Source organism: Streptomyces sp. NPDC028991 (genome assembly GCF_055564775.1).
This window is the reverse complement of record NZ_JBVHVP010000011.1, coordinates 59,608-83,248: the sequence shown is the minus strand read 5'-3', so window position 1 is coordinate 83,248 and position 23,641 is coordinate 59,608. Positions and strand designations below refer to the sequence as shown.

16 protein-coding genes are annotated in these 23,641 nt (G+C 73.9%); 4 read left to right on the top strand and 12 right to left on the bottom strand.

Features of this window, described 5'->3' with window-relative positions; all coding sequences use genetic code 11:
• Positions 1-7 precede the first annotated feature (7 nt).
• Positions 8-856 carry a PaaX family transcriptional regulator gene (locus tag ACZ4V1_RS21990; protein ID WP_468338660.1) on the top strand — a complete coding sequence of 283 codons (849 nt, stop codon included), beginning with the start codon at positions 8-10 and terminating at the stop codon, positions 854-856.
• 83 nt (positions 857-939) lie between these two features.
• The gene (locus ACZ4V1_RS21985) at positions 940-1,842 is read left to right on the top strand and encodes a sulfotransferase family protein (RefSeq protein WP_468338658.1); all 903 of its coding nucleotides are present in this window, start codon (positions 940-942) and stop codon (positions 1,840-1,842) included.
• Here ACZ4V1_RS21985 and ACZ4V1_RS21980 read toward each other — a convergent pair.
• Both ACZ4V1_RS21980 and ACZ4V1_RS21975 read right to left on the bottom strand, forming a co-directional pair.
• On the bottom strand, positions 1,830-4,229 hold the full coding sequence (locus tag ACZ4V1_RS21980; protein WP_468338656.1) for a bifunctional salicylyl-CoA 5-hydroxylase/oxidoreductase: 2,400 nt from the start codon (positions 4,227-4,229) through the stop codon (positions 1,830-1,832). The two genes, ACZ4V1_RS21985 and ACZ4V1_RS21980, sit on opposite strands and share 13 nt — an antisense overlap.
• Positions 4,214-5,041 carry an enoyl-CoA hydratase family protein gene (locus tag ACZ4V1_RS21975; RefSeq protein ID WP_468338654.1) on the bottom strand — a complete coding sequence of 276 codons (828 nt, stop codon included), beginning with the start codon at positions 5,039-5,041 and terminating at the stop codon, positions 4,214-4,216. Before ACZ4V1_RS21975 ends, ACZ4V1_RS21980 begins: the two co-directional genes overlap by 16 nt.
• Before the next feature lie 310 nt (positions 5,042-5,351).
• On the opposite strand from ACZ4V1_RS21975, the gene ACZ4V1_RS21970 reads away from it, so the two are divergent.
• A complete protein-coding gene (locus tag ACZ4V1_RS21970; RefSeq protein WP_468338890.1) occupies positions 5,352-5,792 on the top strand; it encodes an ATP-binding protein in 441 nt (146 codons plus the stop codon).
• Here ACZ4V1_RS21970 and ACZ4V1_RS21965 read toward each other — a convergent pair.
• The 7 genes from ACZ4V1_RS21965 to ACZ4V1_RS21935 all read right to left on the bottom strand — a co-directional run bounded on the left by ACZ4V1_RS21965 (position 5,749) and on the right by ACZ4V1_RS21935 (position 14,568).
• Positions 5,749-7,191, bottom strand: a complete 1,443-nt coding sequence (locus ACZ4V1_RS21965) for an amino acid permease (protein WP_468338652.1) — start codon at positions 7,189-7,191, stop codon at positions 5,749-5,751. The two genes, ACZ4V1_RS21970 and ACZ4V1_RS21965, sit on opposite strands and share 44 nt — an antisense overlap.
• A gap of 171 nt (positions 7,192-7,362) precedes the next feature.
• Positions 7,363-8,370 carry an ornithine carbamoyltransferase gene (argF, locus tag ACZ4V1_RS21960; RefSeq protein ID WP_468338650.1) on the bottom strand — a complete coding sequence of 336 codons (1,008 nt, stop codon included), beginning with the start codon at positions 8,368-8,370 and terminating at the stop codon, positions 7,363-7,365.
• A gap of 74 nt (positions 8,371-8,444) precedes the next feature.
• The gene (locus ACZ4V1_RS21955; RefSeq protein ID WP_468338648.1) at positions 8,445-9,668 is read right to left on the bottom strand and encodes an arginine deiminase; all 1,224 of its coding nucleotides are present in this window, start codon (positions 9,666-9,668) and stop codon (positions 8,445-8,447) included.
• 64 nt (positions 9,669-9,732) lie between these two features.
• Positions 9,733-11,781 (bottom strand): aKG-HExxH-type peptide beta-hydroxylase, encoded by a 2,049-nt coding sequence (locus ACZ4V1_RS21950; protein WP_468338646.1) that lies wholly within the window; start codon positions 11,779-11,781, stop codon positions 9,733-9,735.
• 94 nt (positions 11,782-11,875) lie between these two features.
• Positions 11,876-12,106, bottom strand: a complete 231-nt coding sequence (locus ACZ4V1_RS21945) for a hypothetical protein (RefSeq protein WP_468338645.1) — start codon at positions 12,104-12,106, stop codon at positions 11,876-11,878.
• A gap of 105 nt (positions 12,107-12,211) precedes the next feature.
• The gene (locus ACZ4V1_RS21940) at positions 12,212-13,372 is read right to left on the bottom strand and encodes a caspase family protein (protein WP_468338643.1); all 1,161 of its coding nucleotides are present in this window, start codon (positions 13,370-13,372) and stop codon (positions 12,212-12,214) included.
• The gene (locus tag ACZ4V1_RS21935; RefSeq protein ID WP_468338641.1) at positions 13,369-14,568 is read right to left on the bottom strand and encodes an alpha/beta fold hydrolase; all 1,200 of its coding nucleotides are present in this window, start codon (positions 14,566-14,568) and stop codon (positions 13,369-13,371) included. The genes ACZ4V1_RS21940 and ACZ4V1_RS21935 overlap by 4 nt, the downstream gene beginning before the upstream one ends.
• Positions 14,569-14,720: 152 nt before the next feature.
• Between ACZ4V1_RS21935 and ACZ4V1_RS21930 the strand changes: the two genes are divergently transcribed.
• Positions 14,721-16,076, top strand: coding sequence for a cation:proton antiporter (locus ACZ4V1_RS21930; RefSeq protein ID WP_468338639.1), 1,356 nt, complete (start codon positions 14,721-14,723; stop codon positions 16,074-16,076).
• Between the two features lie 177 nt (positions 16,077-16,253).
• Here ACZ4V1_RS21930 and fxsT read toward each other — a convergent pair whose 3' ends face one another.
• Genes fxsT through ACZ4V1_RS21915 form a run of 3 tightly spaced genes read right to left on the bottom strand, consistent with a single transcriptional unit; the run spans position 16,254 to position 23,572 of the window.
• Positions 16,254-20,903 (bottom strand): FxSxx-COOH system tetratricopeptide repeat protein, encoded by a 4,650-nt coding sequence (fxsT, locus tag ACZ4V1_RS21925; protein WP_468338637.1) that lies wholly within the window; start codon positions 20,901-20,903, stop codon positions 16,254-16,256.
• Complete coding sequence (locus ACZ4V1_RS21920) at positions 20,904-22,028, bottom strand: AAA family ATPase (protein WP_468338635.1); 1,125 nt, start codon at positions 22,026-22,028, stop codon at positions 20,904-20,906. It lies immediately after the preceding gene.
• Entirely contained in the window at positions 22,025-23,572 is a 1,548-nt protein-coding gene (locus tag ACZ4V1_RS21915) for a VMAP-C domain-containing protein (protein ID WP_468338633.1), read from the bottom strand. The genes ACZ4V1_RS21920 and ACZ4V1_RS21915 overlap by 4 nt, the downstream gene beginning before the upstream one ends.
• Positions 23,573-23,641: the final 69 nt, after the last annotated feature.

Here is a 23,641-nt window from a genome sequence, read left to right as displayed (position 1 = left end):
ACCTAAGATGATCAACGTGTCCGACCAGCACGCGCAGCACGCCCCGAGATCCCTGATCGTCACGCTCTACGGCGCGTACGGCCGTTACGCGCCGGGTCCGGTGCCCGTCGCCGAGCTGATCCGGCTGCTGGCCGCGGTGGGGGTGGACGCCCCCTCCGTACGCTCGTCGGTTTCCCGGCTCAAGCGGCGCGGGCTGCTCCTGCCCGCGCGCACGGCCGACGGCGCGGCAGGATACGAACTCTCCACCGAGGCACGGCAGTTGCTGGAAGACGGCGACCGGCGCATCTACGCCACGGCGCCCCACGAGGACGAGGGCTGGGTGCTGGCGGTGTTCTCCGTGCCCGAGTCGGAGCGGCAGAAGCGGCACGTGCTGCGCTCCCGCCTGGCCGGTCTCGGCTTCGGCACCGCGGCACCCGGCGTGTGGATCGCACCGGCGCGCCTGTACGAGGAGACCCGGCACGCGCTGGGCCGCCTGGGCCTGGACACCTACGTGGACTTCTTCCGCGGTGAGCACCTGGGCTTCACGCCGACCGCCGAGGCGGCGGCCCGCTGGTGGGACCTGGCCGCGATCGCCAAGGAGCACGAGGCGTTCCTCGACCGCCACGCGCGCGTGCTGCACGACTGGGAGCGCCGGGCCGACACTCCGCCCGAGGAGGCCTACCGCGACTACCTCCTCGCCCTGGACTCCTGGCGCCACCTGCCCTACGCCGACCCCGGGCTGCCCGACCGGCTGCTCCCCGAGGGCTGGCCGGGCACGCGCTCGGCGGCCGTCTTCCGGGCCCTGCACGAGCGGCTGCGGGACGCGGGCGCGGTCTACGCGATGCCCGGAACGTCCACGGACCACCCTGAGCAGTGACTCGCGTCACACTTCTCCTGGATCAGGGAACCCTCAGCCTTCTCAGACCCTCTTCTCAGGTTTCTCACCTACCGTGCGGACGCATGAGTCTCGCGCGTAACTTGAACCGGGCCCTCACCGTCACCACCGGCCTCCAGGTACGGAGAGCTCCCCAGGCGGCGAAGGGGGCGCAGGGCAAGAAGTCCGCCGCTGCGCCGGAACCCGCGCAGCGGCCCGCGGCCGCGTACCGGTCTCCGTCGGCCGAGGAGCTGGCGACCGACCGGCTGCTGCGGCGGCCCGTCTTCATCATCTCGTCCATCCGCTCCGGCTCCACCCTTCTGCGCATGATGCTGGGCGCCCACCCGCGGCTGCACGCCCCGCACGAACTGCACATCGGCCGGCTGGAGGTCACCTGTGCCAACTGGTTCTCCGAGCGCGCGATGGGCGCCCTCGGCCTGGAGCGCGGTGACCTGGAGCACCTGCTGTGGGACCGCGTCCTGCACCGCGAACTGGTCAGGTCCGGCAAGGACTTCGTCGTGGAGAAGACCCCGGCCAACGCCTATATGTACCGGCGTCTCAAGGACTGCTGGCCCGACGCGCGCTTCGTCTTCCTGCTGCGCCACCCCGGTTCGATCGCCCGTTCCTGGCACGAGACCGACCCCGTCAAGCGGCCGCTCAACACCGCCGTCACCGACGTGCTGCGCTACATGACGGCCGTCGAGGAGGCCCGCACGGCCGACACCGACGGCTTCACCGTGCGCTACGAGGACATCACCGCCGACCCCGAGCGGGAGATGCGCCGCCTGTGCGCGTTCCTCGGTGTCGACTACGCGCCGGCGATGCTGGACTACGGCAGGAAGAGCGACCGCGAGCTGGTCCGCGGGCTCGGCGACTGGCGCGAGAACATCCGCACCGGCACCGTGCAGCCGGGGCGCGCGCTGCCCAAGGAGGACGAGGTCCCCGAGCGGCTGCGCGGGATCTGCGCGGCCTGGGGCTACACGTCCTGACGCGGGCCGTGCAGCGTGAGCCTCGGCCTGGGCGCGTCGGTGCGTCCGGTCACCGGCCGGCGGCTGCCCGCCCGGTACGGTGCGGGCCACACGGCGCCCGGCCCCTCGTAGCCCTGCTCGGCCGCCGCGTGCAGGGTCCAGTGCGGGTCGTAGAGGTGGGGGCGGGCGAGTGCGCACAGGTCGGTGCGGCCGGCCAGGATCAGCGAGTTGACGTCGTCCCAGGAGGAGATCGCGCCCACGGCGATCACCGGGACGCCCGCCTCGTGCCGGATGCGGTCCGCGTACGGCGTCTGGTACGACCGCCCGAACTCCGGGCGCTCCCCGGCCACGACCTGCCCCGTGGACACGTCGACGGCGTCGGCGCCGTGCGCCGCGAAGGCGCGCGCGATCGCCACGGCCTCCTCGGCGCTCGTGCCGCCCTCGGCCCAGTCGGTGGCGGAGACGCGGACCGTCATCGGCCGCTCCGGCGGCCACACGCCGCGTACGGCGTCGAAGACCTCCAGCGGGAAGCGGAGCCGCTTCTCCAGCGGGCCGCCGTAGGCGTCGGTGCGGTGGTTGGTGAGCGGCGAGAGGAACCCGGAGAGCAGGTAGCCGTGGGCGCAGTGCAGTTCGAGCAGGTCGAAACCGGCCCGGGAGGCGCGGACGGCGGCGGCCGTGAACTGCTCCCGGATGTCCGTCAGCCGCGCCCGGGACAGCTCGCGCGGGGTCTGGCCGCCCGGTTTGTACGGCAGCGGGGAGGCCGCCACGAGGGGCCAGTTGCCGTCGGGGAGCGGTTCGTCCATGCCCTCCCACATCAGCCGGGTCGAGCCCTTGCGCCCGCTGTGCCCGAGTTGCACGCCGATCGCGGTGCCGGGCGCCTGCGCGTGCACGAAGTCCGTGATCCGCCGCCACGACTCGGCCTGGCGTCCGGTGTAGAGGCCCGCGCAGCCCGGAGTGATGCGGCCCTGCTCGCTGACGCACACCATCTCGGTCATCACCAGTCCGGCGCCGCCCAGGGCCCGCGCGCCCAGGTGGACCAGGTGGAAGTCGCCGGGGACGCCGTCGGTGGCCGAGTACATGTCCATCGGGGAGACGACGACGCGGTTGCGCAGGGTCAGACCGCGCAGCCGGAACGGGGTGAACATCGGGGGCGTGCCGGGCGGGCAGCCGAACTCGCGCTCGACGGCGCCGGTGAAGCGGGCGTCGCGCAGCCGCAGGTTGTCGTGGGTGACGCGGCGGCTGCGGGTGAGGAGGTTGAAGGCGAACTGGCGGGGCGGCTGGTCCAGGTACCGGGGCAGGTCCTCGAACCACTCCAGGCTGGCCCGGGCCGCCCGCTGCGTGGAGGCGACGACGGGACGCCGCTCCTCCTCGTAGGCGCTGAGCGCCTGCGCGAGTGTGGGCTGTTCCTCCAGGCAGGCGGCGAGCGCGAGGGCGTCCTCCACGGCGAGCTTGGTGCCCGAGCCGATGGAGAAGTGGGCCGTGTGGGCGGCGTCGCCGATCAGGACGGTGTTGCCGTGCGACCAGCGTTCGTTGACCACCGTGCGGAAGGTGGTCCACGCCGACCTGCCGGCCCTCAGCGGCCGGCCGCCGAGGGCGTCGGCGAAGATCTTGGCACAGCGTGCGGTGGACTCGGACACGTCCATTTCGTCGAAGCCGGCCGCCCGCCAGACCTCGTCGCGCATCTCCACGATGACGGTCGACGCGTCTGCCGCGTACGGGTAGCCGTGCAGTTGCATCACGCCGTGCCCGGTCTCGGCGATCTCGAAGCGGAAGGCGTCGAAGGCGAAGTCGGCGGCCAGCCAGATGTAGCGGCAGCGGTGGCCGGTGAGGGTGGGCCGGAAGGCGTCGCGGTAGGCGTCGCGGGCGGTGCTGTGCACCCCGTCGGCGGCGACGACGAGGTCGTACGTCTGCGCCAGCAGGGCCGGGTCCGGGGCCTCGGCGCGGAACCGCAGCTCGACGCCGAGGGCGTGGCAGCGCTCGTGCAGGATCTCCAGGAGGCGGCGGCGGCCGAGAGCCGCGAAGCCGTGCCCCCCGGAGGTGTGGCGGGTGCCCCGGTGCACGATGTCGATGTCGTCCCAGCGGACGAAGTCCTTCTTGAGGGCCGCGTAGACGACCGCGTCGGCGTGTTCGATGCCGCCCAGCGTTTCGTCGGAGAGGACGACACCGAAGCCGAAGGTGTCGTCGGGGGCGTTGCGCTCCCAGACGGTGACCCGGCGGCCGGGGTCGAGGCGTTTGAGGAGGGCGGCGGCGTAGAGGCCGCCGGGGCCGCCGCCGGCGATCGCGACCCGCAGGGGGTGACGCGTCTCGGCATGCGGCCGCGGGGTGTCTGTGGTCGGCCGCGCCCCGCGGAGCCGCGGATCGGCACCGTCCCGCGCCCCTCCCGTCGGCACGGTCACCGTCCCTGCCATTTCGGCCGCCGCTTCTCCGTGAAGGCCGCGTGGAACTCGGCGTAGTCCTCGCCGTTCATCAGGAGCGCCTGGGTGGAGGCGTCCAGTTCCACGGCCGCCGCGAGCGGCATGTCCAGTTCGGCGGTGAGGAGGGCCTTGGTCTGGGCGTACGCCAGGGCCGGCCCGTCGGCCAGGCGGCGAGCGAGGGACCGGGCGGCCTCGTCGGCGCGGCCCTCGTCGGTCAGCTCGCTGATCAGGCCGATCCGCTCGGCCTCGGGCGCCCGTACCGGTTCGCCCAGCATCAGCAGCCGGGTGGCGTGGCCGAGCCCGACGACGCGGGGCAGCAGGTAGGCGGCGCCCATGTCACCGCCGGACAGGCCGACGCGGGTGAAGAGGAAGGCGAAGCGGGCGGACGGGTCGGCGACCCGGAAGTCGGCGGCCAGCGCGAGGACCGCGCCCGCGCCCGCCGCGACGCCGTGCAGCGCGGCGACCACCGGGAACGGGCACTCCCTGACGGCCCGCACCACCTGGCCCGTCATGCGGTTGAAGTCCAGCAGCTGGGCGGTGTCCATGGACAGGGTCGCGCCGATGATCTCGTCGACGTCGCCTCCGGAGCAGAAGCCGCGCCCCTCGCCGGCCAGCACCAGGGCCCGTACGGACCTCGACCGGGACAGCTCGGCCAGGAGGTCGCGCAGGTCGGCGTAGGCCTCGAAGGTCAGGGCGTTGAGCTTGTCGGGCCGGGCGAGGGTGACGGTGGCGACACCGTCGGTGAGATCGACGCGCAGGTGCCGCCAGTCGGGGGTGGGGGCGGCGGAGCCGGTGAAGGGACTCATGACGGGCGGCCTCCTAGGGCGGGCACGGCCACTGAGCGCTACGTCTCGGTACGCCTCCGAAGCTATCACCCATCTGTGACCGTCGTCACGAGGGCGCGATAACCTGGTCCGCCGGAAGTCACCGGCCGTCGATGACGCGGTAACAGCGGGAGCAAACGTGCGAGGGACGGCGTTCACCTGGGTAGGCCGCCCCGTACCGGGGCCGAAGGTCCCGGGAGGTGCCCGTCGAACGCCTCTGCCGGGTGGCGCCGTACCATTCACAAGGTTGAAAGCAGGACAGGACGACAGCCTGCTCCGGAACGGACTCGTCGTGCACGATCACCCGCAAGCTCCCGCCTCCTGGCGCATCGCACTGCCGCACTCCGCCGCGGCCGTGCCGGTGGCCCGTGCCCTGGTCCGCACGGCGCTGGCCGAGCTGGAGCACGCGGCGGACGGCGACACCGCGGAACTGCTCACGGCGGAGCTGGTCGCCAACGCCGTCGAGCACACCACCGGCGGGTCGCCGATCGAGCTGGTGGTGGAACTGCTGCCGACCGGCTGCCAGGTCGAGGTGCACGACCCGGACCCGGCGCCGCCCGGTGACCTCACCCGGCCCGGCGTGGAGCCGCCCGACCCCTGGCAGGAGCACGGGCGCGGTCTGCTGCTGATCCGCGCCCTGAGCTCGTCCTGCGGCCACCGGCCCACCGGGTCCGGCAAGGCGGTCTGGTTCAGGCTTCCTGCGGTACCCGCTCCGCGTCGCTCTCCGGAGTGACCTCCGCCCGGGCCAGGCGGGAGTGCCGGCGCCCGTAGGCCGCGTACACCAGCAGGCCCACCGCGAGGAACACCGCGAACTGGAGCCAGGTCGCCGCGCCCGTCTCGTAGATCAGGTACAGGCAGAAGGCGACTCCGAGCAGCGGCGTCACCGGGTAGAGCGGCACCCGGAAGGTGCGGGCGAGGCCCGGCTCGCGGCGGCGCAGCGCGATCACCGAGACGTTCACGGCGGCCATGGTGGCCAGCGTGCCGATGGTGCACAGGTTGACCACCGCGTCCAGCGGGGCGAAGGCCGCCGGGAGGGCGAAGACCACGCCGACGATGAGCGTGCCGGCGACGGGGGTCGCGGTGCGCGGCGAGACCTTCTCGAAGACGCGCGGGATCAGACCGTCGCGGGACATGGACATCAGGATGCGGGTCTGGCCGTACATCACGGCGAGCACCACCGAGGCGATGGCGACGACCGCGCCGAAGGCGACCACGCCGCCGCCGACCGTGGAGCCGGTGACCTCGTTCACGACGTACGACAGCGCGGCGGGCCGGTCGCCGACCGCGTCGCCGCCGACGGCGCCGATCGCCGCGACGGCGACCGCGCAGTAGAGCAGGGTGACCAGGCCGATGCAGACCAGGATCGCGATGGGGATGTCGCGGCGCGGGTTCTTGGCCTCCTCGCCGGCGGTGGTGATCGCGTCGAAGCCGATGTACGAGAAGAAGGCGGCGGTGGTGCCGGCGCCGATGCCGCCGAGACCGGCCGGGGAGAACGGGCTGAGGTTGCCGTCCTGGAAGGCGTGGAAGCCGATGGCGCAGAAGGCGACCAGGACGGCCAGCTTGAGGACGGCCATCGCGGCCGTGGCCCGGGCGCTCTCCCGCACACCGCGCACCAGCAGGACGCAGGCCAGGGCGATGACGATCACCGCGGGGAGGTTGACCGCGCCGCCGTCGCCGGGGCCCGCGGAGAGCGCGTGCGGGAGCTGGAGGCCGAGGACGCTGTCGAGCAGTTCGTTGACGTACTGGCTCCAGCCGACCGCGACCGCGGAGACGGACACGCCGTACTCCAGCAGCAGGCACCAGCCGACCAGGAATGCGGTCCGCTCGCCGAGTCCGGCGTAGGCGAAGGAGTACGAGGAACCGGAGACCGGGATCGCGCCGCCCAGCTCGGCGAAGGCGAACGCGGTGAACACGCAGGTGATGGCGGCCAGCACGAAGGAGACGACGACGGCCGGGCCGGCCTCGGCGACCGAGTCGGACAGGCCGACGAAGATGCCGGTGCCGACGATCGCGCCGACGCCGAAGCAGACGAGCTGGAACAGCCCCATCGTGCGCTTCAGGCCGTGGCCTTCGCGGTCGGCGCCGGATTCGGCGACGAGGAGGTGGGGGGACTTGACGCGGGAAGCGGGCATTGCGGGTGGTGCTCGTTTCTGGTGGTGCGGGGGCGCGACGGTGGTCGCGGCCGGCGGCTCCGGAAGGGGTGGCTCCGGGGCCGCCGGTCAGAATAACGGGCCTGGTCGCTGCATGGGTCCTGGCCGCCGCATGGGTCCTGGCCGCCACATCGGCCCTGGTCGGCCGCCCGGTCAGGCCAGCGTGGCGACCAGGACCGCCTTGATGGTGTGCAGCCGGTTCTCCGCCTCGTCGAAGACGACCGAGTGCGCGGACTCGAAGACCTCGTCCGTGACCTCCAGGGAATCGAGACCGTGGGCCTCGAAGACCTCCTGGCCGACCTTGGTGCCCAGGTCGTGGAAGGCGGGCAGGCAGTGCATGAACCTCACGTCCGGGTTGCCGGTGGCGCGCAGGACGTCCATGGTCACGGCGTACGGGGCGAGGGCCTTGATCCGCTCGGCCCAGACGTCCTTGGGCTCGCCCATGGAGACCCAGACGTCGGTGCAGACGAAGTCGGCGCCGCGCACGCCCTCGTCCAGGGTCTCGGTGAGCGTGACGCGCGCCCCGCTCGACTCGGCGAGCGCCTTCGCCCGGTCGACGACCTCCTGGGCGGGCCAGTAGGACTTCGGGGCGACGATGCGCACGTCCATGCCGAGCAGGGCGCCGGTGACCAGGTAGGAGTTGCCCATGTTCAGGCGGGCGTCGCCGAGGTAGGCGAAGGCGGTCTCGCGCAGGGGCTTGTCGCTGTGCTCGGTCATGGTCAGCACGTCGGCGAGCATCTGGGTGGGGTGCCAGTCGTCGGTCAGGCCGTTGTAGACGGGGACGCCGGCGAAGGCCGCCAGTTCCTCGACCTTCTGCTGGCTGTCGCCCCGGTACTCGATACCGTCGAACATGCGGCCCAGCACGCGCGCGGTGTCCTTCACGGACTCCTTGTGGCCGATCTGCGAGCCGGCGGGGTCGAGGTACGTCGTCGAGGCGCCCTGGTCGGCGGCGGCGACCTCGAACGCGCAGCGCGTGCGCGTCGAGGTCTTCTCGAAGATCAGCGCGATGTTCCTGCCCTGGAGATGCCGTGTCTCGGTCCCGGCCTTCTTCGCGGCCTTCAGTTCCGCGGCCAGATCGACCAGGCTGCGGAACTCGTCCGCGGTGAAGTCGGTCTCCTTGAGGAAGTGGCGGCCGGCGAGGGCGGTCGGGACTGTCACCATGGGTGCGCTCCAGGGATACAGGGACGGGGACGGGGGACGGGGACAGCTGGAAGTCTATACGAAGTGCTGAATTTCTATACAGGCTCCCGTTCCACCGGGCAGCTCATGCAGCGCGGCCCGCCCCGGCCCCGGCCCAGCTCGCTGCCCGGGATCTCGATCACCTCGATGCCCTGTTTACGCAGGTGGGTGTTGGTGGTGGCGTTCCGCTCGTAGGCGACGACGACGCCCGGCTCGACGGCCAGGACGTTGCAGCCGTCGTCCCACTGCTCACGTTCGGCGGCGTGCACGTCCTGGGTGGCGGTCAGCACCCGGATCTCGTTGAGACCGAGGCCCGCCGCGATCGCGCGGTGCATGTGCTCCGGCGGATGGTCGGTGACCTTCAGCTCCTTCTCCCCCACGCCCGGCTCGATGGTGTAGGAGCGGAGCATGCCGAGCCCGGCGTACTGGGTGAAGGTGTCGCCGTCGACCATCGTCATCACGGTGTCCAGGTGCATGAAGGCCCGCCGCTTGGGCATGTCGAGGGCCACGATCGTGCGTGCGGAGCCCGCCGCGAACAGCTTGTACGCGAGCATCTCGACGGCCTGCGGTGTGGTGCGCTCGCTCATGCCGATGAGTACCGCGCCGTTGCCGATGACGAGGACGTCGCCGCCCTCGATGGTGGAGGGGTAGTCGGCCTGCCCCTCGGACCAGAGGCGGAACGTCTCGTCGCGGAAGAGCGGGTGGTGCCGGTAGATCGCCTCGAAGTGCACCGTCTCGCGCTGCCGGGCGGGCCAGCGCATGGCGTTGATGGAGACGCCGTCGTAGATCCAGGCCGAGGTGTCCCGGGTGAAGAGGTGGTTGGGCAGCGGACCGAGCAGGAAATCGTCCAGCTCCATGGCGTGGAAGCGCACGGAGGTCGGCTCCGGGTGCGCGTCGAGGAACTCCCGCTTGGTCATGCCGCCGACCAGGGCCTCGGCGAGTTCACGGGCGGGCAGGGTCTCGAAGGCGGCCCGGAGATGGTCCGTGGCCAGCACTCCGTACTCCTTCTCGTCGAAGACCCGGTCCAGGACGAGCCGCCGGGCCGCCGGGACGTCAAGGGTCTCGGTGAGCAGGTCGCCGAAGAGGTGCACGGCGACTCCGCGGTCGCGGAGCACGTCGGCGAACCCGTCGTGCTCGGCGCGCGCCCGGCGCACCCACAGCACGTCGTCGAAGAGAAGGGCGTCCTTGTTGCTGGGGGTGAGCCTTTTGAGCTCGAGATCCGGCCGGTGCAGGATGACGCGGGTGAGCCGCCCGGCTTCGGAGTCGACTGTGAATCCCATGCCTCCATCCTGACCATTCGGGCGCCTGTTCACCCCCTGCTTGGGCGGACCCGTGCGCCCCGGTTCAACCGCTGGGCTGGGGCTGGAGCAGCTCCGGGCGGGCGAGCGGGCGGCGGGTCGGGTGCCCCGGGTCCAGGGCAGCGCGGGCGACGATCCAGCCGGACAGCGCCCGCGGGTCGGCCGGGTCCCGGGCCAGTTCCCCCGCGTAGCCCTCCAGCGCGGTGGCCGGGTCGCCGGCGGCGAGGTGCTCGTCGGGGGTGCGGGGAGCGGCGGGGCGGGTGGCGAACGCGGCGGTGCGGGTGTCGGACCAGAAGCCGCGGTCCGGGCGGAACCGGAGGGTGCCGTCCGGCCCGGCCGGTGCGGCGACGTTGCGCAGCCGCCACTGGGTGCGGTGCAGGGAGGCGGCCGTACGGGCCCGGGACAGGGCGGCCGGGTCGACGCGTTCGCGCAGCCAGCCGTCCAGCGTCCGGGCGAGGCCCTCGACCAGCCGGCGCCCCGGCGGGGTGAGCCGGGCACTGGTCAGCAGGGTGCGCACGACCAGCCGGCTCTGCAGCCGGCGCAGCGCGAAGTGGTAGGCGGCGGCCTCGGCGTGTTCCGGCTCGGTCATCCGGTCCCGCCAGAAGCCGGCGACGCCCGTGAAGGCGTACGCGCCGTGCAGCAGCCCGGTGAGGTGGCGCGGGTCGGCGCGCCAGGGAGCGTAGTAGCGCTCCTCGCGGTCGTCGTCGAGGAGGGGGAAGAGGTGGAGGAGGGCGGCGAGCTTGCTGTGCTGGAACTCGTGGACGAGGGTCTCGGCGAGGGCGAGCGCGGACCCCGGGCGGGTTATCAGCATGGCGCCGAAGGAGTCGCCGCTGGACGCGGAGACGGCGACGGTCGGCGGAGCGGGCGGGGTGGGGGCGGTACGGCCGTACGGCACGACGGCGCGGATCAGGGACGGTTCGAGCCGCCCCGGGCCCTGGCCGGTGCCCGCCCCCGCGAGGATGGCGGCGGCGCCGTCGAAGACCCGCTGCCACTCCGCCGCCTCACCGGCGTCGAGCCGGGCGGGCGGGACCGGATCGTCGAGGTCGCGGTAGGGACCGAGGTCGTCGAGGGGTATGGCGACGCGGCCCGAGGCGGTGGTGTGGGTGAGGGTCCGCAGGGGGAGCCAGGAGGGCGCGTCGACGGCGCCGGCGGGCGGTGCTGCCGGCACGGGGGCGGGCGGTGATGCCGGCACGGGGGCGGGCGGCATCGGGCCGGACAGCGGGCCGGCTGGCGGTGGACCGGGTGGCGGCTCGGTGGCGTCCCGGGCCGGCGTCACCGGCCGGACGGCCGAGGACGCGGCGGCGGACGCCGACGGCACGCGACGGGCGTCGGTGGCGGTGCGCTCCGGGGGCGCCGGGCGAGCGCGGGACGGCGCGGCGGCGGTGCGTGGCGCGGGTCGCAGCGGGGCGGCCGTGGTGGTCGTCGCCGGCCCGGCCGCGTCCGCCGGCCCGGGGGCGCCCGGCGCGGGCGGCGCGGTGGTGGGCCGGGCGGCCGGGACGCGGCAAGTGGTGGCCGGGGTCGTGGCCGGGCGGCAGGTCACGGACGTCGGGGAGCCGTCGCGGCGCCGGGCCGAGAGGGTCAGTTCGCCGCGGCCCGTCGTCACGGCCAGGGCGACCGCGAGTCCCGGCTTCGCCTGAGGGAGCCGGGCCTGTCCCAGGGCCGGGAGGTACACCGTCCCGTCGGTGAGCGCAACGTCGAGGGCCGTCTCCGTGCCGGTGTGCAGGGCCGCCGTGAGGGCCAGCAGGTTCAGGTGGCCCGCTTCCGCCCACAGGGGAGGACCCGTGGCGGTGCCGTGCAACCGGCGCAGCATGTGGGCGATCCATCCGCCGGTGGCCGGGGCGGCGAGCAGCCCGTCGACCGCCTCCGGAACCCGCTCGGCGGCCTCCTTGAGGACGGACCAGGCCTCGGCGGGCGCGGTCAGCGGGGTGGGTACGTCCGCCAGCCGGTCGAGCAGCGTGCGCAACAGGAGCAGTCGGCGGGCCCGTTCCGCCCGCTCCAGGAAGGAGACGGCCTCCGCGGTGCCGCCTCCGGCGGCCAGCTCCGCGAAGAGCCGCTCCGGCATGCGGAAGACGGCAGGGCGCGGCTCACCGGTCATGGGCGGGGACCTCCGGTTGCGGGTGCGGGCAGGCAGGGACCCCGGCGGGCGCACGGCCGGGCCCGTCAAGGGAGCGACGTGCGGCGTGCGGTGGCTATTCGGCTCGGGCACCACCACCGTCCTGGCCGCCGCGGACGCCGCCGCGGGCGCGCAGTACCTCTTCCAGCAGGCGGGCGGTGGGGCGAAGCGGCGCCAGACCGTCCACTGCGGTCAGGGGCAGCCCCGCGAGGTCGGACAGGTCCGACTCCCAGACGTCGGCACCCACGGCGGCGGCCGGCTCACGGGCGGCGGCTGCGGCGCGGTGCGGGGCGGGCGGCTGGTCCAAGGTGCTCCCCCTTCTCGCACGATGGCACTCGATGCCTCGTGCTCGTGTTCCTTCCATCATGGCCATTCACAGCGCTGTCGAAAACCGTACGATCACGCCACTCGATCACCGCCTGCCTCCGCCGGGCCCCGCCGACGCCGCCAACGCGTCGAGGGCGAGGCCCAGTTCGGCCTTGCGGTCGGCGTCGTCGTCGACGGACACGACGGCGTCGAACAGGGTCCACAACTCCTCGGGGCGGCGTCGGGCGAGCGCGTTCAGGATCCCGGCCGCGTCCGTGCGGGCCTTGGTGTGGCGGGGCAGCACCGCGGTGACTGCCGGGTCCAACGCGGCGACCACGGTCTGCCGTTCAACGGGGTCGCCCATCAAGGGGTAGGCGAGGAGCGCCTCGACCGCCCGCGCCAGCGGCGAGGCCGGACGGGTCACCGGGGCGGGCGCCGGCGGGCCCAGCGACTCGGTGCGCTCGGGGCTCCGCAACCGGATCTCGGGATGCTGCAGAGTACGGCCCGACTCCCTGAGGGCCGCGATGCGCGCCCGTACGGCCGGAAACAGTTCCTCCGCATCCGGCGGCGCGGGCAGCACGTCGCTCCGCTCGGCCAGCAGGGCGAGCAGCACGTCGGAGAAGAGCCCGGTGGCGCGCCGCGGATCGTTGGCGGCGGCCCGGCCGCGGCCCGCGGCCCGCAGCACCGTCTGCCGGTGACCGAGGGTGCGGCGCCCCACGGGCAGGGCGTCGGGCGGCAGCTGCTCGCGGAAGGCCAGGTCCTCCTCGAAGGTCTCGCAGGCGTCCACGATCCACAGCTGCTCGGCGAATCCCGGCACGGCGTCCCCGGCGTACCGCGCCAGCGCGGAGTCCAGGTCGATGCCCAGTTTGTCGGCGATGGTGGCGTCCGCGCAGAACAGTCTGAGGTGGCCGGCGAGATCCAGCACGCCGTGACCGCCCCACCACACCCACAGGACGTCACCGGATGCCTGCGGCAGGTGCCGCACCAGGGCGCGGCGGAGGGTGGCGTGGTCGGCGGGGGCGTACGGCACTTCGGGGGCGTACGGCGGCAGCGGTGACAGGTGGACGTGCAGGTTGTCCTCCGGCACCCCGGCCGTCCGCAGCATGCGCCGGAAGCGCACGGCGTCCCGGGCGGGTCCGGGCAGGTCCCAGAGCGGGCCGGCGCCGTAGGCCTCGATGCCGACGATCAGCGCGTGCACCCGCGAGGGGTCGACGCGCGGCGCGGACGGCGTTCCCCGCGGCACGGTGGTGGACTCGGGCCCGGTCACGGCAGGCGTTCCACGATGTGGCGGAAGACCTCGGGATTGGTCCAGTAGGCGCTGTGCGCGGCCGGGAAGGGCTGGCGGCTGTCGACCGCCGTGTCGGTGACGCGCCCCGGGAAGAGGCCCTCCCCCAGGTAGGAGAGCAGGTCCCGGGGGTCGTAGAGATTCAGCCAGTCCGGGACGTGCGGCGGCAGCGGAGCGGGGTGTTCCAGGGTGGGCAGGGACCCCGACTCGTACAGGAACGGCGCCTGGGAACCGGCCGTCACCAGGAGCCGCACCTGGGGCAGCGGGGCCGAGATCAGTGTGTCCAGGGCGATGATGCCGCCAAGGCTGTGGCCGACGAGGACGACGGGGGGCCGCAGGCCTTCGACGAGTGCGCGCAGTTCGGCACGGACGGCCTCGCCGCGGCTGAGGTAGCGCAGGATGTCCGCGGCCGCAGGGTGGGCGGCTTCGGTGAGGGCGCGTCGGCGGCGCACGGCGGCACGGGATGCCGCGGCGCCCGCGATCCGCAGCACCATGGAACGCATTCCGCGCTCCGTACCGGGGGCGGTGGCGCCGAGGGCCGCGGCGAGCCGGTCGGCGACCGCGTCGCGGACGTCGCCGCCCGGTACCAGCGGCGTGTCGGCGTCGAGGGCGTCCGCGATGATCCGCGCGGTGAGACTGCGCGCGGCGACGGCCGCCAGGTCGCCGGGGCGGAGGGCCTCGGCGGCCGGGCCGAGGAGGGGATGGGCGGCCAGGTCGCGGGCCGCCCGGGACAGGCCGTCACCCAACTCGGCCGCGGGTCCGTCGCCCTGGGCGGCGAGCGCGAACAGGCGCTCGCGCAGCGCCTGTTCCGGCGGCACGGAACCGGGCGGCCGTTCGGCGGCCGGGGCGCCGCCCGCCGCGGCGAGCGCGAGTTCGGCGTAGGGATCGGCGTAGCGGGCGGCCCACGCGTCCGTGGAGTCCTCCCCGGCGGCCGTGGTGACCTCGGCGGCCGGCGGCCCGCCCGCGAACGCCGCCGGCCCCCGGGCCGCGGCTCCCGGCCCCGGCGGCAGACTGGCCCCGCCGGCGGCGAGGGTGGCGCCGTGCGGGCCGCCCCAGTAGTACGGCACGATGCGCAGCCCGTCGCGCAGCGTGGTCAGCCCTGCTCCAACGCGCCCCGCGAGCTTCGAGAAGCCCGGTTCGCGCACCCCCGTGCCGTGGATGAAAACGACCGCCGTCATGTGCCCCCCGTGACACCAGTGCACTGTTGTCTACGACTCCTTGGTGACGTCAAGTTACCCATACCCTCCAGTACTTGGGCCGACGCGGTGTCGAAGGCCCGTTCCACCGCCGGGCGACCGGTACCGACAACTGGACACCAGGGGGACTCGCCGTGAGCCCTGATTCGACGGTCATGCACTTCCTGCTCGCCTCGGCGCTGATCCTCGCGGTCGGCCACGGAGCGGGCTGGACCGCCCGGCGGCTGAAGCAGCCCTACATCGTCGGTCAGCTGGTGGCGGGCATAGTCCTCGGTCCCTCGCTGCTCGGCGGCGCGGCACCGGACGCCTACTCGGTGCTGTTCCCGGCGGAACTCACGACGGCGCTGACGGGTCTGGCCCAGTTCTCCCTGGTGGTGTTCCTGTTCGCGGTGGGTTACGAACTGGATCTGAAGGTGCTGGGCGACCGTGCGCGTACGGTGCTGACCGTGGCGGCGGCCGGCTTCCTGGTGCCGATGGCCGCGGGCGGCGGCGCCGCGCTGCTGTTCCGGGAGCAGTTGCACGACCTGGGCGTGTCCCGGGTCGGTCCGGCCGTGGTCGTGTTCGCGGGGGTCGCGCTGTCGATAACCGCGGTGCCGGTGCTCACGGCCATGGTGCGAGAGAACGGCCTGGCCAGCTCGGTGCCGGGCGTGCTGGCGGTCTCCGCCGCCGGGCTGATGGACGTGGTCGGCTGGACGGTGCTGGCCGGCACCCTGCTGGACGGCACGGGGGAGCGGTCGCTCGGCCCGGAATGGCGGGCGCTGGCCGCGGTCGTCTTCATCGGGCTGATGCTCGTGGTCGCCCGGCCGCTGCTGCGCAGGCTGCTGTGGCGCACCCAGACGGAGCCCCTGCTGCGGCTGTCGCTGCTCATCGCCTTCGCCTTCGGCTCGGCCTGCGTGACGCAGTACCTGGGGCTGCACGCCATCTGCGGTGCGCTGCTCGCCGGTGTCGTCTGCCCACGTGAGGAGAACGGCACGCTCGACCCCGACCTGCTGCGTCCGCTGCACGACATCAGCTCGCTGCTGCTGCCCTTCTTCTTCGTCTTCTCGGGCCAGGCCGTCGTCCTGAACAGCCTCACCGCCTCGGGGTGGATCGCGGTCCTGGTGGTGACGGTGCTGGCGGTCGTCACGAAGATCGGCAGCGGTACGGCGGCGGCCCGGCTCGGCGGACTGGGCCGTGACGACGCGCGGACGGTGGGGGTGCTGCTGAACACGCGCGGGCTCACCGAGCTGATCGCCCTCAACGCGGGCTTCCAGGCGGGACTGCTGAGCAGGCCCCTCTACACGGTCCTGGTACTCATGGCGCTGGCCACGACGCTCCTCACCCAGCCGTTGCTGCTGCTGGTCGACCGGCTCTCCGCGTCCCGGCCGGACACCGTCGCGGGCGGCTGCCCGGGCGTTCTCGTCGGGTCCAAGCCGTCGGACGCCACAGGGCCGCCGCAGGGGCGTCCTTCCGACGACCCGCCGGCCGCCGCGCTGCCGGACGCGAGCTGACCGGCGGGCCGTGGGAGGCACACGCCCTTCCACGGCCCGCCCGGCCGCGCCGCCGCTGCTGCCCGCCCCGCACCGACGCATGCCACCGGCACAGAGGCCAGCACTGGCACAGGCACTGGCACTGGCCACGACCACCGATGCCGGCACCGGATCCGAACCGGCGCCCGCCGAGGTGCCCTAGATCGGCATGGGGGCCAGGTCGCACTCGATGCGGCGGCGCCTGCTCGCCGCCAGGAGCCAGGGGTTGTCGGCACGGACGACGCGGGTGAAGCCCTCCACCGCCTTGCGCTGCAGTTCGTCCGCCTCGGGTCCGCGGCCCAGCCCGCGCAGGTCGAGGGCGAGGTTCGCCATCACCGACAGGGTCAGCGGATGCTCCTCCCCCGCCTGCTCGGCCAGCAGCGGGAGATTGGCCTCGTCGATCTGGTGGGCCCGGTCGAAGTCGAGCCGCGCGTACGCCGTGTTCGCCTGTCCGATGGCCACGGTCAGGGTGAGCACGTGCCGGGCGCCCACCGTCTCGCTCAGCCGTTCCGCCACGGCGTCCTCCATCTCCTGCGCGGCGTCGAGGCTGCCCATCGCCCGCAGCGTCGCGGCGGCGTTCGCCTGCGCCAGGAGTGTGTGCGCGTGGTCCGGGCCGAGGCGCTGGACCAGGCCGCGCACGGTCTCCTCGGCCAGCACGCGCGACGCCTCCAGGTCGCCGGCCAGCCGCTGGTCGACGAACAGGTTCGTCGCGGTCGACAGAGAGTCGAAGTGATCGGGGCCGTAGCGGGCCCGGAAGTGCCGCAGGGTCTCCTCGGCGAGCTTGGCGGACTCGGTGAGTGCTCCGTCGCGGCGGCGGCACACGGCCAGGTTGCGGGCGATACGCAGGGTCAGCGGGTGTTCGTCGCCGAGGGTGCCGCGGGCGCGGCGGTAGACGTCCTCCTGGAAGTCCCGGGAGCCGGGGTAGTCGCCGCTCTCGCGCATGTCGATGGAGAGGCCGTTGAGCGCGTTGAGGGCGAAGAAGCTGGCCGGGCCGAAGAGCAGTTCGCGCTGCCGGGCGTTCTCCTGGTCGAGGGGCAGCGCCTCCCTGAACTGACCGCACAGCCTGAGGCCGACGCAGTGGGCGTGGGTGGCGCGCAGGGCGGTCGGGTCGTCGGGGCCGAACAGGGAGCGGGCCAGCTCCCTGGCTTCCTGGGTCAGGGTCCGGACTTCTTCGAAGCGCCCCTGGTAGCCCCGCGCGTCGGACAGCTCGCACAGGGAGTCGATCAGGCTCTCCGGGTCGTCGCCGACCCGGCGGCTCACCTCCAGTGCCCGCTCGGTGAGCGGCAGGGACTCGGCGACCTGGCCGGTCTGGCGCAGCAGGAAGGCGAGGCACTTGGCCATGCGGATGGCCTGGACGTCCTCCTCGCCGGACGCCGCCAGCCAGGCGTTCCACGCCTGGCGCGCGAAGGAGGCGGCACCCTCGTGGTCTCCCCAGTAGTAGAGGAACCACGCGGTGTCGTAGACCAGGTCGCGCACGTAGGTGTCGGTGCTGGTCACCGCCTGCGAGGCGAGGAGGTGGGGCAGCAGCGCCTGGTACGCGCGCCATTCCAGCGAGGATCCGGAGGGGCCGGGCTTGGCCGCCGACAGCAGTTGGTGGGCGGCGTCCCGCATGCGCTCGCGCTCGTCGGGGTTCAGCTTGGCCAGGAGCACGGTCTGGAGCAGGCGGTGCATCTGCAGGGTGTCGGACCGCGGGTCGACCCGCACCAGGGAGAACTGGCTGAGGTCGCGCACCGCCCGGTTCAGTTTGATCGACTCGCGCAGCAGCGGGTCGACGTCGGGGGTCACGCTGACCCCGCGGCTGCCGCGCAGCATGGACCGCGGAATCGGCTCCGGTGCCATGCTGGCGCAGATGTCGAGGAGCTGCCGGGCTCCCGGGTTGTTCTGCCGGATGCGCTCCAGCGAGATGTCCCAGGCGGCGGCGACGGAGACCGGGTAGTCGGGGGTGGGGTCGAGTTCGAGGATCTCGGGACTGCGCTGCGCCAGCAGGTCGAGGTACTCGTCCACGAGCATGCCGGTGACCGCCCGCCAGGCGCCCGCCTGCTCGACGGCCAGGGGCAGGTCGCCGAGGGCCTCGGCGAGCCGGTCGGCGTCCTCGGTGGACAGGTCGGGCGAGCGCTTCTGGAGCAGCTCGATGGACTCGGACCGCTCGAAGACGTTCACCGGCAGAGGGGTGGCGACCCGCTCCCAGGCGCGGTTCCGGGAGGTGACGACGACCTTCCCCGGGCCGTTGGTGGGGAAGTACTGGCGCACGGCGTCGACGTTCTCCGCGTTGTCGAAGACGAGGAGCCAGTTGTCGTACGGCGCGCCGGCCCGCAGCGCCTCCAGCACGGCGGGCACCGCGGTGTTGGCCGTGAGACTGCCCACGCCGTCCTGGCCCGGCGGGGCGATCCCCAGCCGGGCGGCGAGGGTCGCGAGGGTGGCCAGGATGAGGCTCTCCCGCTCCGCGGGGATCCAGCAGACCACCTTGTAGTCGTGCTGGTGGGTGTAGATGTACTCCAGCGCGAGCTGAGACTTGCCGACGCCGCCCAGGCCGTGCAGCGCGTGCGGCAGCACCGCGGCCGTGTCCTGGGAACTCAGTTGCTCCTCCACGGCCCTCAGCAGCCCCTGCCGGCCGACGAACGAGGTGTTCCGCAGGGGAACGTTCACCAGTAGGGCGGGCGTCGCGGTCGTGGTGCTCTGCATGAGCTGCTCAGCCTCCGGGGCTTCGGGTCGGGTCGCGTCGGGTACCAGGGGCGGCACGTGGTCTCCAGGTTCGTCGGGGTTGCTCGACGCTGGATCACTGCCTTCTCGGCCGCCGGATGATCCCCCGCCGCCCGCAGGGTTCACCTCAGTGGGTGTACCTGCGGGCAAACCGGCGCCCACCCGTTCGGCCGCACCGGACGGCAGGCGTCCGGAGAGTCGGGGTTCGATGCGCCTCGCCCGTTCGGAGTAGGGCCCCGAGAGGGCGCGCATCACGGCCAGTTCGCTGCGCGCCCAGCCGCTTTCGGCCGGGTCGGGCAGGGCTGCTCCGGCCGGGTCCTGCAGTGCGGCGCGCAGGGCGACGCCTCGCCGTCCGGCGGCCGGCAGCTCGCCCACCATGCTGACGGTGCGGGCCAGTTGACTGCGGGTCGTGGTGGCGAGCAGTGCCTCGCGCACCCCGTCGGCGAACTCGGGGCGGCCCTCGCCGCCGCTGTTCCAGTCGATCAGCCCGCCCATGAGGATCTCGGCGAGGTGGTCGGGGCCGGTCTCCGGCATGGTGCGTCGCCGCAGCTGCTCCACGAGGTCGAACTCGAAGGGCACGGCCGCCAGTTGAGTGGCGAGCCGGCGGGCGGCGGGGGTGGCGAGCGTGAAGAAGCGGCGGACGGCCGCGGTGGCGGCGCGCGGCATGCGCGGGGCGCGCAGACCGGGTGCGGGCGCGCCCTTGGCGAGAGCCCCGGCGAGGACGACGGGCAGCGACCGGCGCACGCCCCGCTCACCGGTGACGAGGTCGGCCCAGGTGCCGAGGGAGCCGGGCTTGAGGGACAGCACGGGCACCGGTACGGAGCCGTCGCCGGCCTCGGGCAGCGGGCGCAGCGGGTCGGGGCCGCCGGGCGGCGCCCAGTGCCCGAGGCCTTCGTTGGTGGCGCCGAAACCGCCGGCCTCCAGGACCGCCTGGTACGGGTAGAGGGAGGTGCGGTGCCGAAGGTGTGGCGGAAGCAGGTGGACGAGGGCCGTCGGACCGGCGTGGCCGAGGCGGCCGAGCAGGTCGTCGGCTGCCGGGGCCGCCCAGCCGTGGGAGAGCCCGTCGGTGACGACGAGGAAGACGCGGCCGCCCCGGCCGTCGAGGAGTTCGGCGGGGCCGGCGCAGGATCGGCCGTCGGGGCGGCGCAGAGTGGCGGTGCCCGTGCGCGGCAGGTGGACCCGGACGGCGCGGACGCCGCGGAAGGCTCCGCTGTGTTCGGCGGCCTCGACGAGGCGCGCGCAGGTCTCCTGCCAGATTCGCATGGTCGGGGCGTCGTCGACGAGCAGGACCAGGTCGAAGGCGGTGGCCCGGGCGGGCCTCAGGAAGGGCAGCCACAGACCGTCCGACACGCCCTGCTCGGCGGTGGCCTCCTCGTCGAGCTCCAGGGTGTGGCGGGAGGGGATGCGGCGGGCCAGTCGGTGCAGGGCTCGGGCGAGCAGCGCGGTGGTGCGGCCGGGGCCGGGCCGCGGGCGCTCCTCGGCGGGCAGCAGCGGCCGCCCGAGGTGCAGCGTGAAGGTGCCCTCGGCGTCGGGGGACAGCTGTCCGCGGCCGGCCTGTCCGGCGGGCGCACCGCTCGGCGGGCCGGTGGACGTGGGCCGGTGGGCGGGGTCGTGCGGTGGTGCGGTGGTGCGGGACCCGGTGCCGGGAACGGCCGGTGCCGAAGCCGACGCCGGATCGGCGGCGGGGGTGCGGTCGTCGGCCGGGGACGGTTCCGGCGGCCGTGGGTCCTCGGGGCCGGCCCCTGGTCCGGTGCCGGCCCCTGGTCCGGTCTCCGATCCGGTACCGGTCGGGTGAGCGGGCCGCGAGCGCGCGGGGGCCGGCTCCGTCTCCGGTTCCGGCCGGCCGCCGCCCGGGCCGCCGTGGCGGTCCCAGTACGCGGCGAGCCAGACCGCTTCCGCGACCTCCCGCCAGTGCGCGTCGGACGGCTCCGGTCCGTCCGGGGGCAGTTGGCCGCGGGCGGACGCTTCCTGGGCCGGGGCAGTGGTGAGCGCCGCTCCGTACCCACTCGCGCCTTCGACGGACTCGGGGAACTCCGACGGAGGCGACGTCCCTGATACGGGATCACCGTCGCCCGGTCCGGATGCGCGCTCCCTGGGAAAGCCGGTCATTCAGCGGCCCTTCGCGAGGTCGCGGAGCAGCATTTCCACGAGCTTACGCCCGTCACCGTGCGCCTGGAAACCACCCGCGGTAGTCATCTGTACAGCGTTGAGTAGCTGATCCAGGGAGTGGGTGCCGCCGGACCGGATCCGCCCCACGAACTCGTCCACCAGGCGCTCGGTGCCCTCGGGCCGCACGCCCAGGTGCCCTTCCACCAGGGCGAGCAGCTGCTCGCGGCTGGGGGTGCGCAGCTCCAGCGGCAGACAGCGACGGCGGAAGGCGGCGGGGAACTCGCGCTCTCCGTTGCTGGTGATCACCACGACCGGGAACTCCCGGCACTCGACGCGCCCGCCCCGCACCAGCGCCCGGCCGGTGGGGTCGCTGGTGTGGACGCGCGCGGTGTCCACGGCGTCGCGCACCAGTTCCGGGACGTCATAGCTTCCGTTCTCGAGGACGTGCAGCAGGTCGTTCGGCAGATCGATGTCACTCTTGTCGAGCTCGTCGACCAGGAGTACCCGGGGTCGATCGTAGGGCAGCAGAGCGGTACCCAGTGGACCCAGGGTGATGAAGTCTCCGAGAACAGGCGGGAGTTGACCGTGTGCTGATACGACCGTCGGGTTGACGCCGCCGGGTTCGGGCGCCGCGCCCTCCGTGCGGGCCGTCTCCGGTACGGTCCCGTCCGGTTCCCGGGCCGCGGCGCCGCGCAGTCCGGCCTGCCAGGCGGCGATGGCCTGGGCGCGGCCCATGGCGTCGTGGACGTACAGCCCGTCCCGCAGCGTGGTCCGGCTGACGATGCTCCACTCCAGGACCCGGCCGAGGCCCAGTTCCCGGGAGATCACGTAGGCGAGCGTGGACTTGCCGATCCCGGGCGGGCCGGTGATCAGCAGCGGCCGGCGCAGCAGCAGCGCGGCGTTGACGGCGTCGATCTCCTCGGGGCCGAGCTGCGGGGTGACGTCGCCGGGGCCCAGCCGGCGCACCGCGGCCTCCGGCTCGTCCGGCGGGGCGGGCTGGGACGGTGCGCCGAGGAAGCGCCGCCAGGGCGGCGCCTGGGGCAGCGGGGGCGGGGCGAGCGGCGGCCGGCCGGTGCCGTGGAACACGCGCCAGCCGTTCGGGGACGTCTGTTCCTGCGCGTTCATGCCGGTGCCTCCTCGCCGGCGAGGTCGCCGGGGTCGATTGTGTGCATGTCGACGATTCGGGTGGGATCATCCCAGAAGAATCCGATGTGCCGTCCCAGGAGCCGGCCGGGACCCCGCTGGTTCAGCTCGGCGTTCTGCCGCAGGCGGTGGATGGCGAGCGGGATCTGACCGGCAGTCGGCACCGCGGCGAACACGGCCGTCACCACCTCGCGCCGCTCCTCGGGGAAGGCTCCTCTGCGGTCCCACACCGCCAGCCCGATGCCTTCCGCTATGGCCGCCTTGAGTGCCTCCATCGCGGAGACACGGGCGGGGGCGTCCAGCACCACGGCCGTGTGTCTGGTGTCCCCCGCGAGGGTCGCCTGCCACGCGTCGAGTCGCGCCGCGTCCGGCTCGCTCCAGCCGTGCACGCCGACCCCGTGCTGCCGCAGCGCGTGCCAGCGCTCCTGCCACTGGTGCCGCACCAGCGCGTCGTCGGTGCGCATCCGCTCCAGACTCCGTAGGTGCACCCCGTACTTCAGCCCGAGCGGCAATGGCCGTCCGTCGCCGATGCGGTACGTCAAACTCGCCACATCGTGGTTGAGGAGGTCGTACGGAAGGACGAACTCCACGTACGCCGACGGCCCCCGGTGTCCACCGGGAGCCGTCTCGCCCGGCCCGGTCCACAGCCGGGCGCCCTGCCGCAGCGCGTCGTCGACGGCCGGGCCGAGCGCTTCCAGGGTGGTCACGGACGGTGCACCGGGCTGCGGGTCCCAGTGGCCCGGCACGGTGTTGAGCCAGGGGCGTACGACGACGTCGTCGGAGCCGTCCCGGGCGGGCTCCACCGCGACGATCAGGACGCGGGGGATGTCGGGGTCCCGCGCGACCCGGCTGCGGGCCTCCCGGCGCCGCCGCAGCTCCTGGGGGAGGCCGGCCCGTTTCGCCCAGTCGTCCACCCAGTCGGTCAGGGCGGCGCGGTGGCCGCGCGTGGCGGCGAGCGGGGCCGCCCGGTCGAGGAGGAGCACGGCGGGCGGCAGCCCGTCCGGCTGGGCGTTCCAGGCGAGGACGTGGAGGAAGAGCTGGTCGGGTAAGAGCCCGGTGGGCAGGTCCAGGCCGTTGAGTTCCTCCGCGAGGTCGTCGCGCAGCCGGCCGGCGGGGAGCTCGCCCCGGGCGAGGACGGCGCGCGCGCCGGTCTCGTCGTCGCTGCCTAACGGGCCCGGCGGTGCCTCGGGCGCCGCGGGCGGGCGGGGGGTGATCAGCCGGTCCAGTTCGTCGCCGGCGAGGGCCCCTTCGAGGATGCGCACCACTGCGACGAGTACGTGCTCCCCGCCCGCCACGTTCAGGGCGCTGCGGACCAGGGTGACCACGTCCTCGCGCTGTTTGACACCGCGCAGGTCGACGGGGCGGCCCAGCTGGTCCCCGAGCACCGCGGCGAACTGGCCCCGCCCCTGCGGGTCCTCCGTACAGCCGAGTCCGCACAGGGCCTCGGTCAGCTCCAGCAGCAGTGCCAGTCCTCGCGCATGCCCGGAATCGCCCTCGGCCCCGCCGAATCCCGCGCCTGTCTCCACCGACTGTCCCCCATGAGTCGGTACGTCTGCCTGACCGACCTGCGAAGTTAGCACGGGAACTGACGGTTA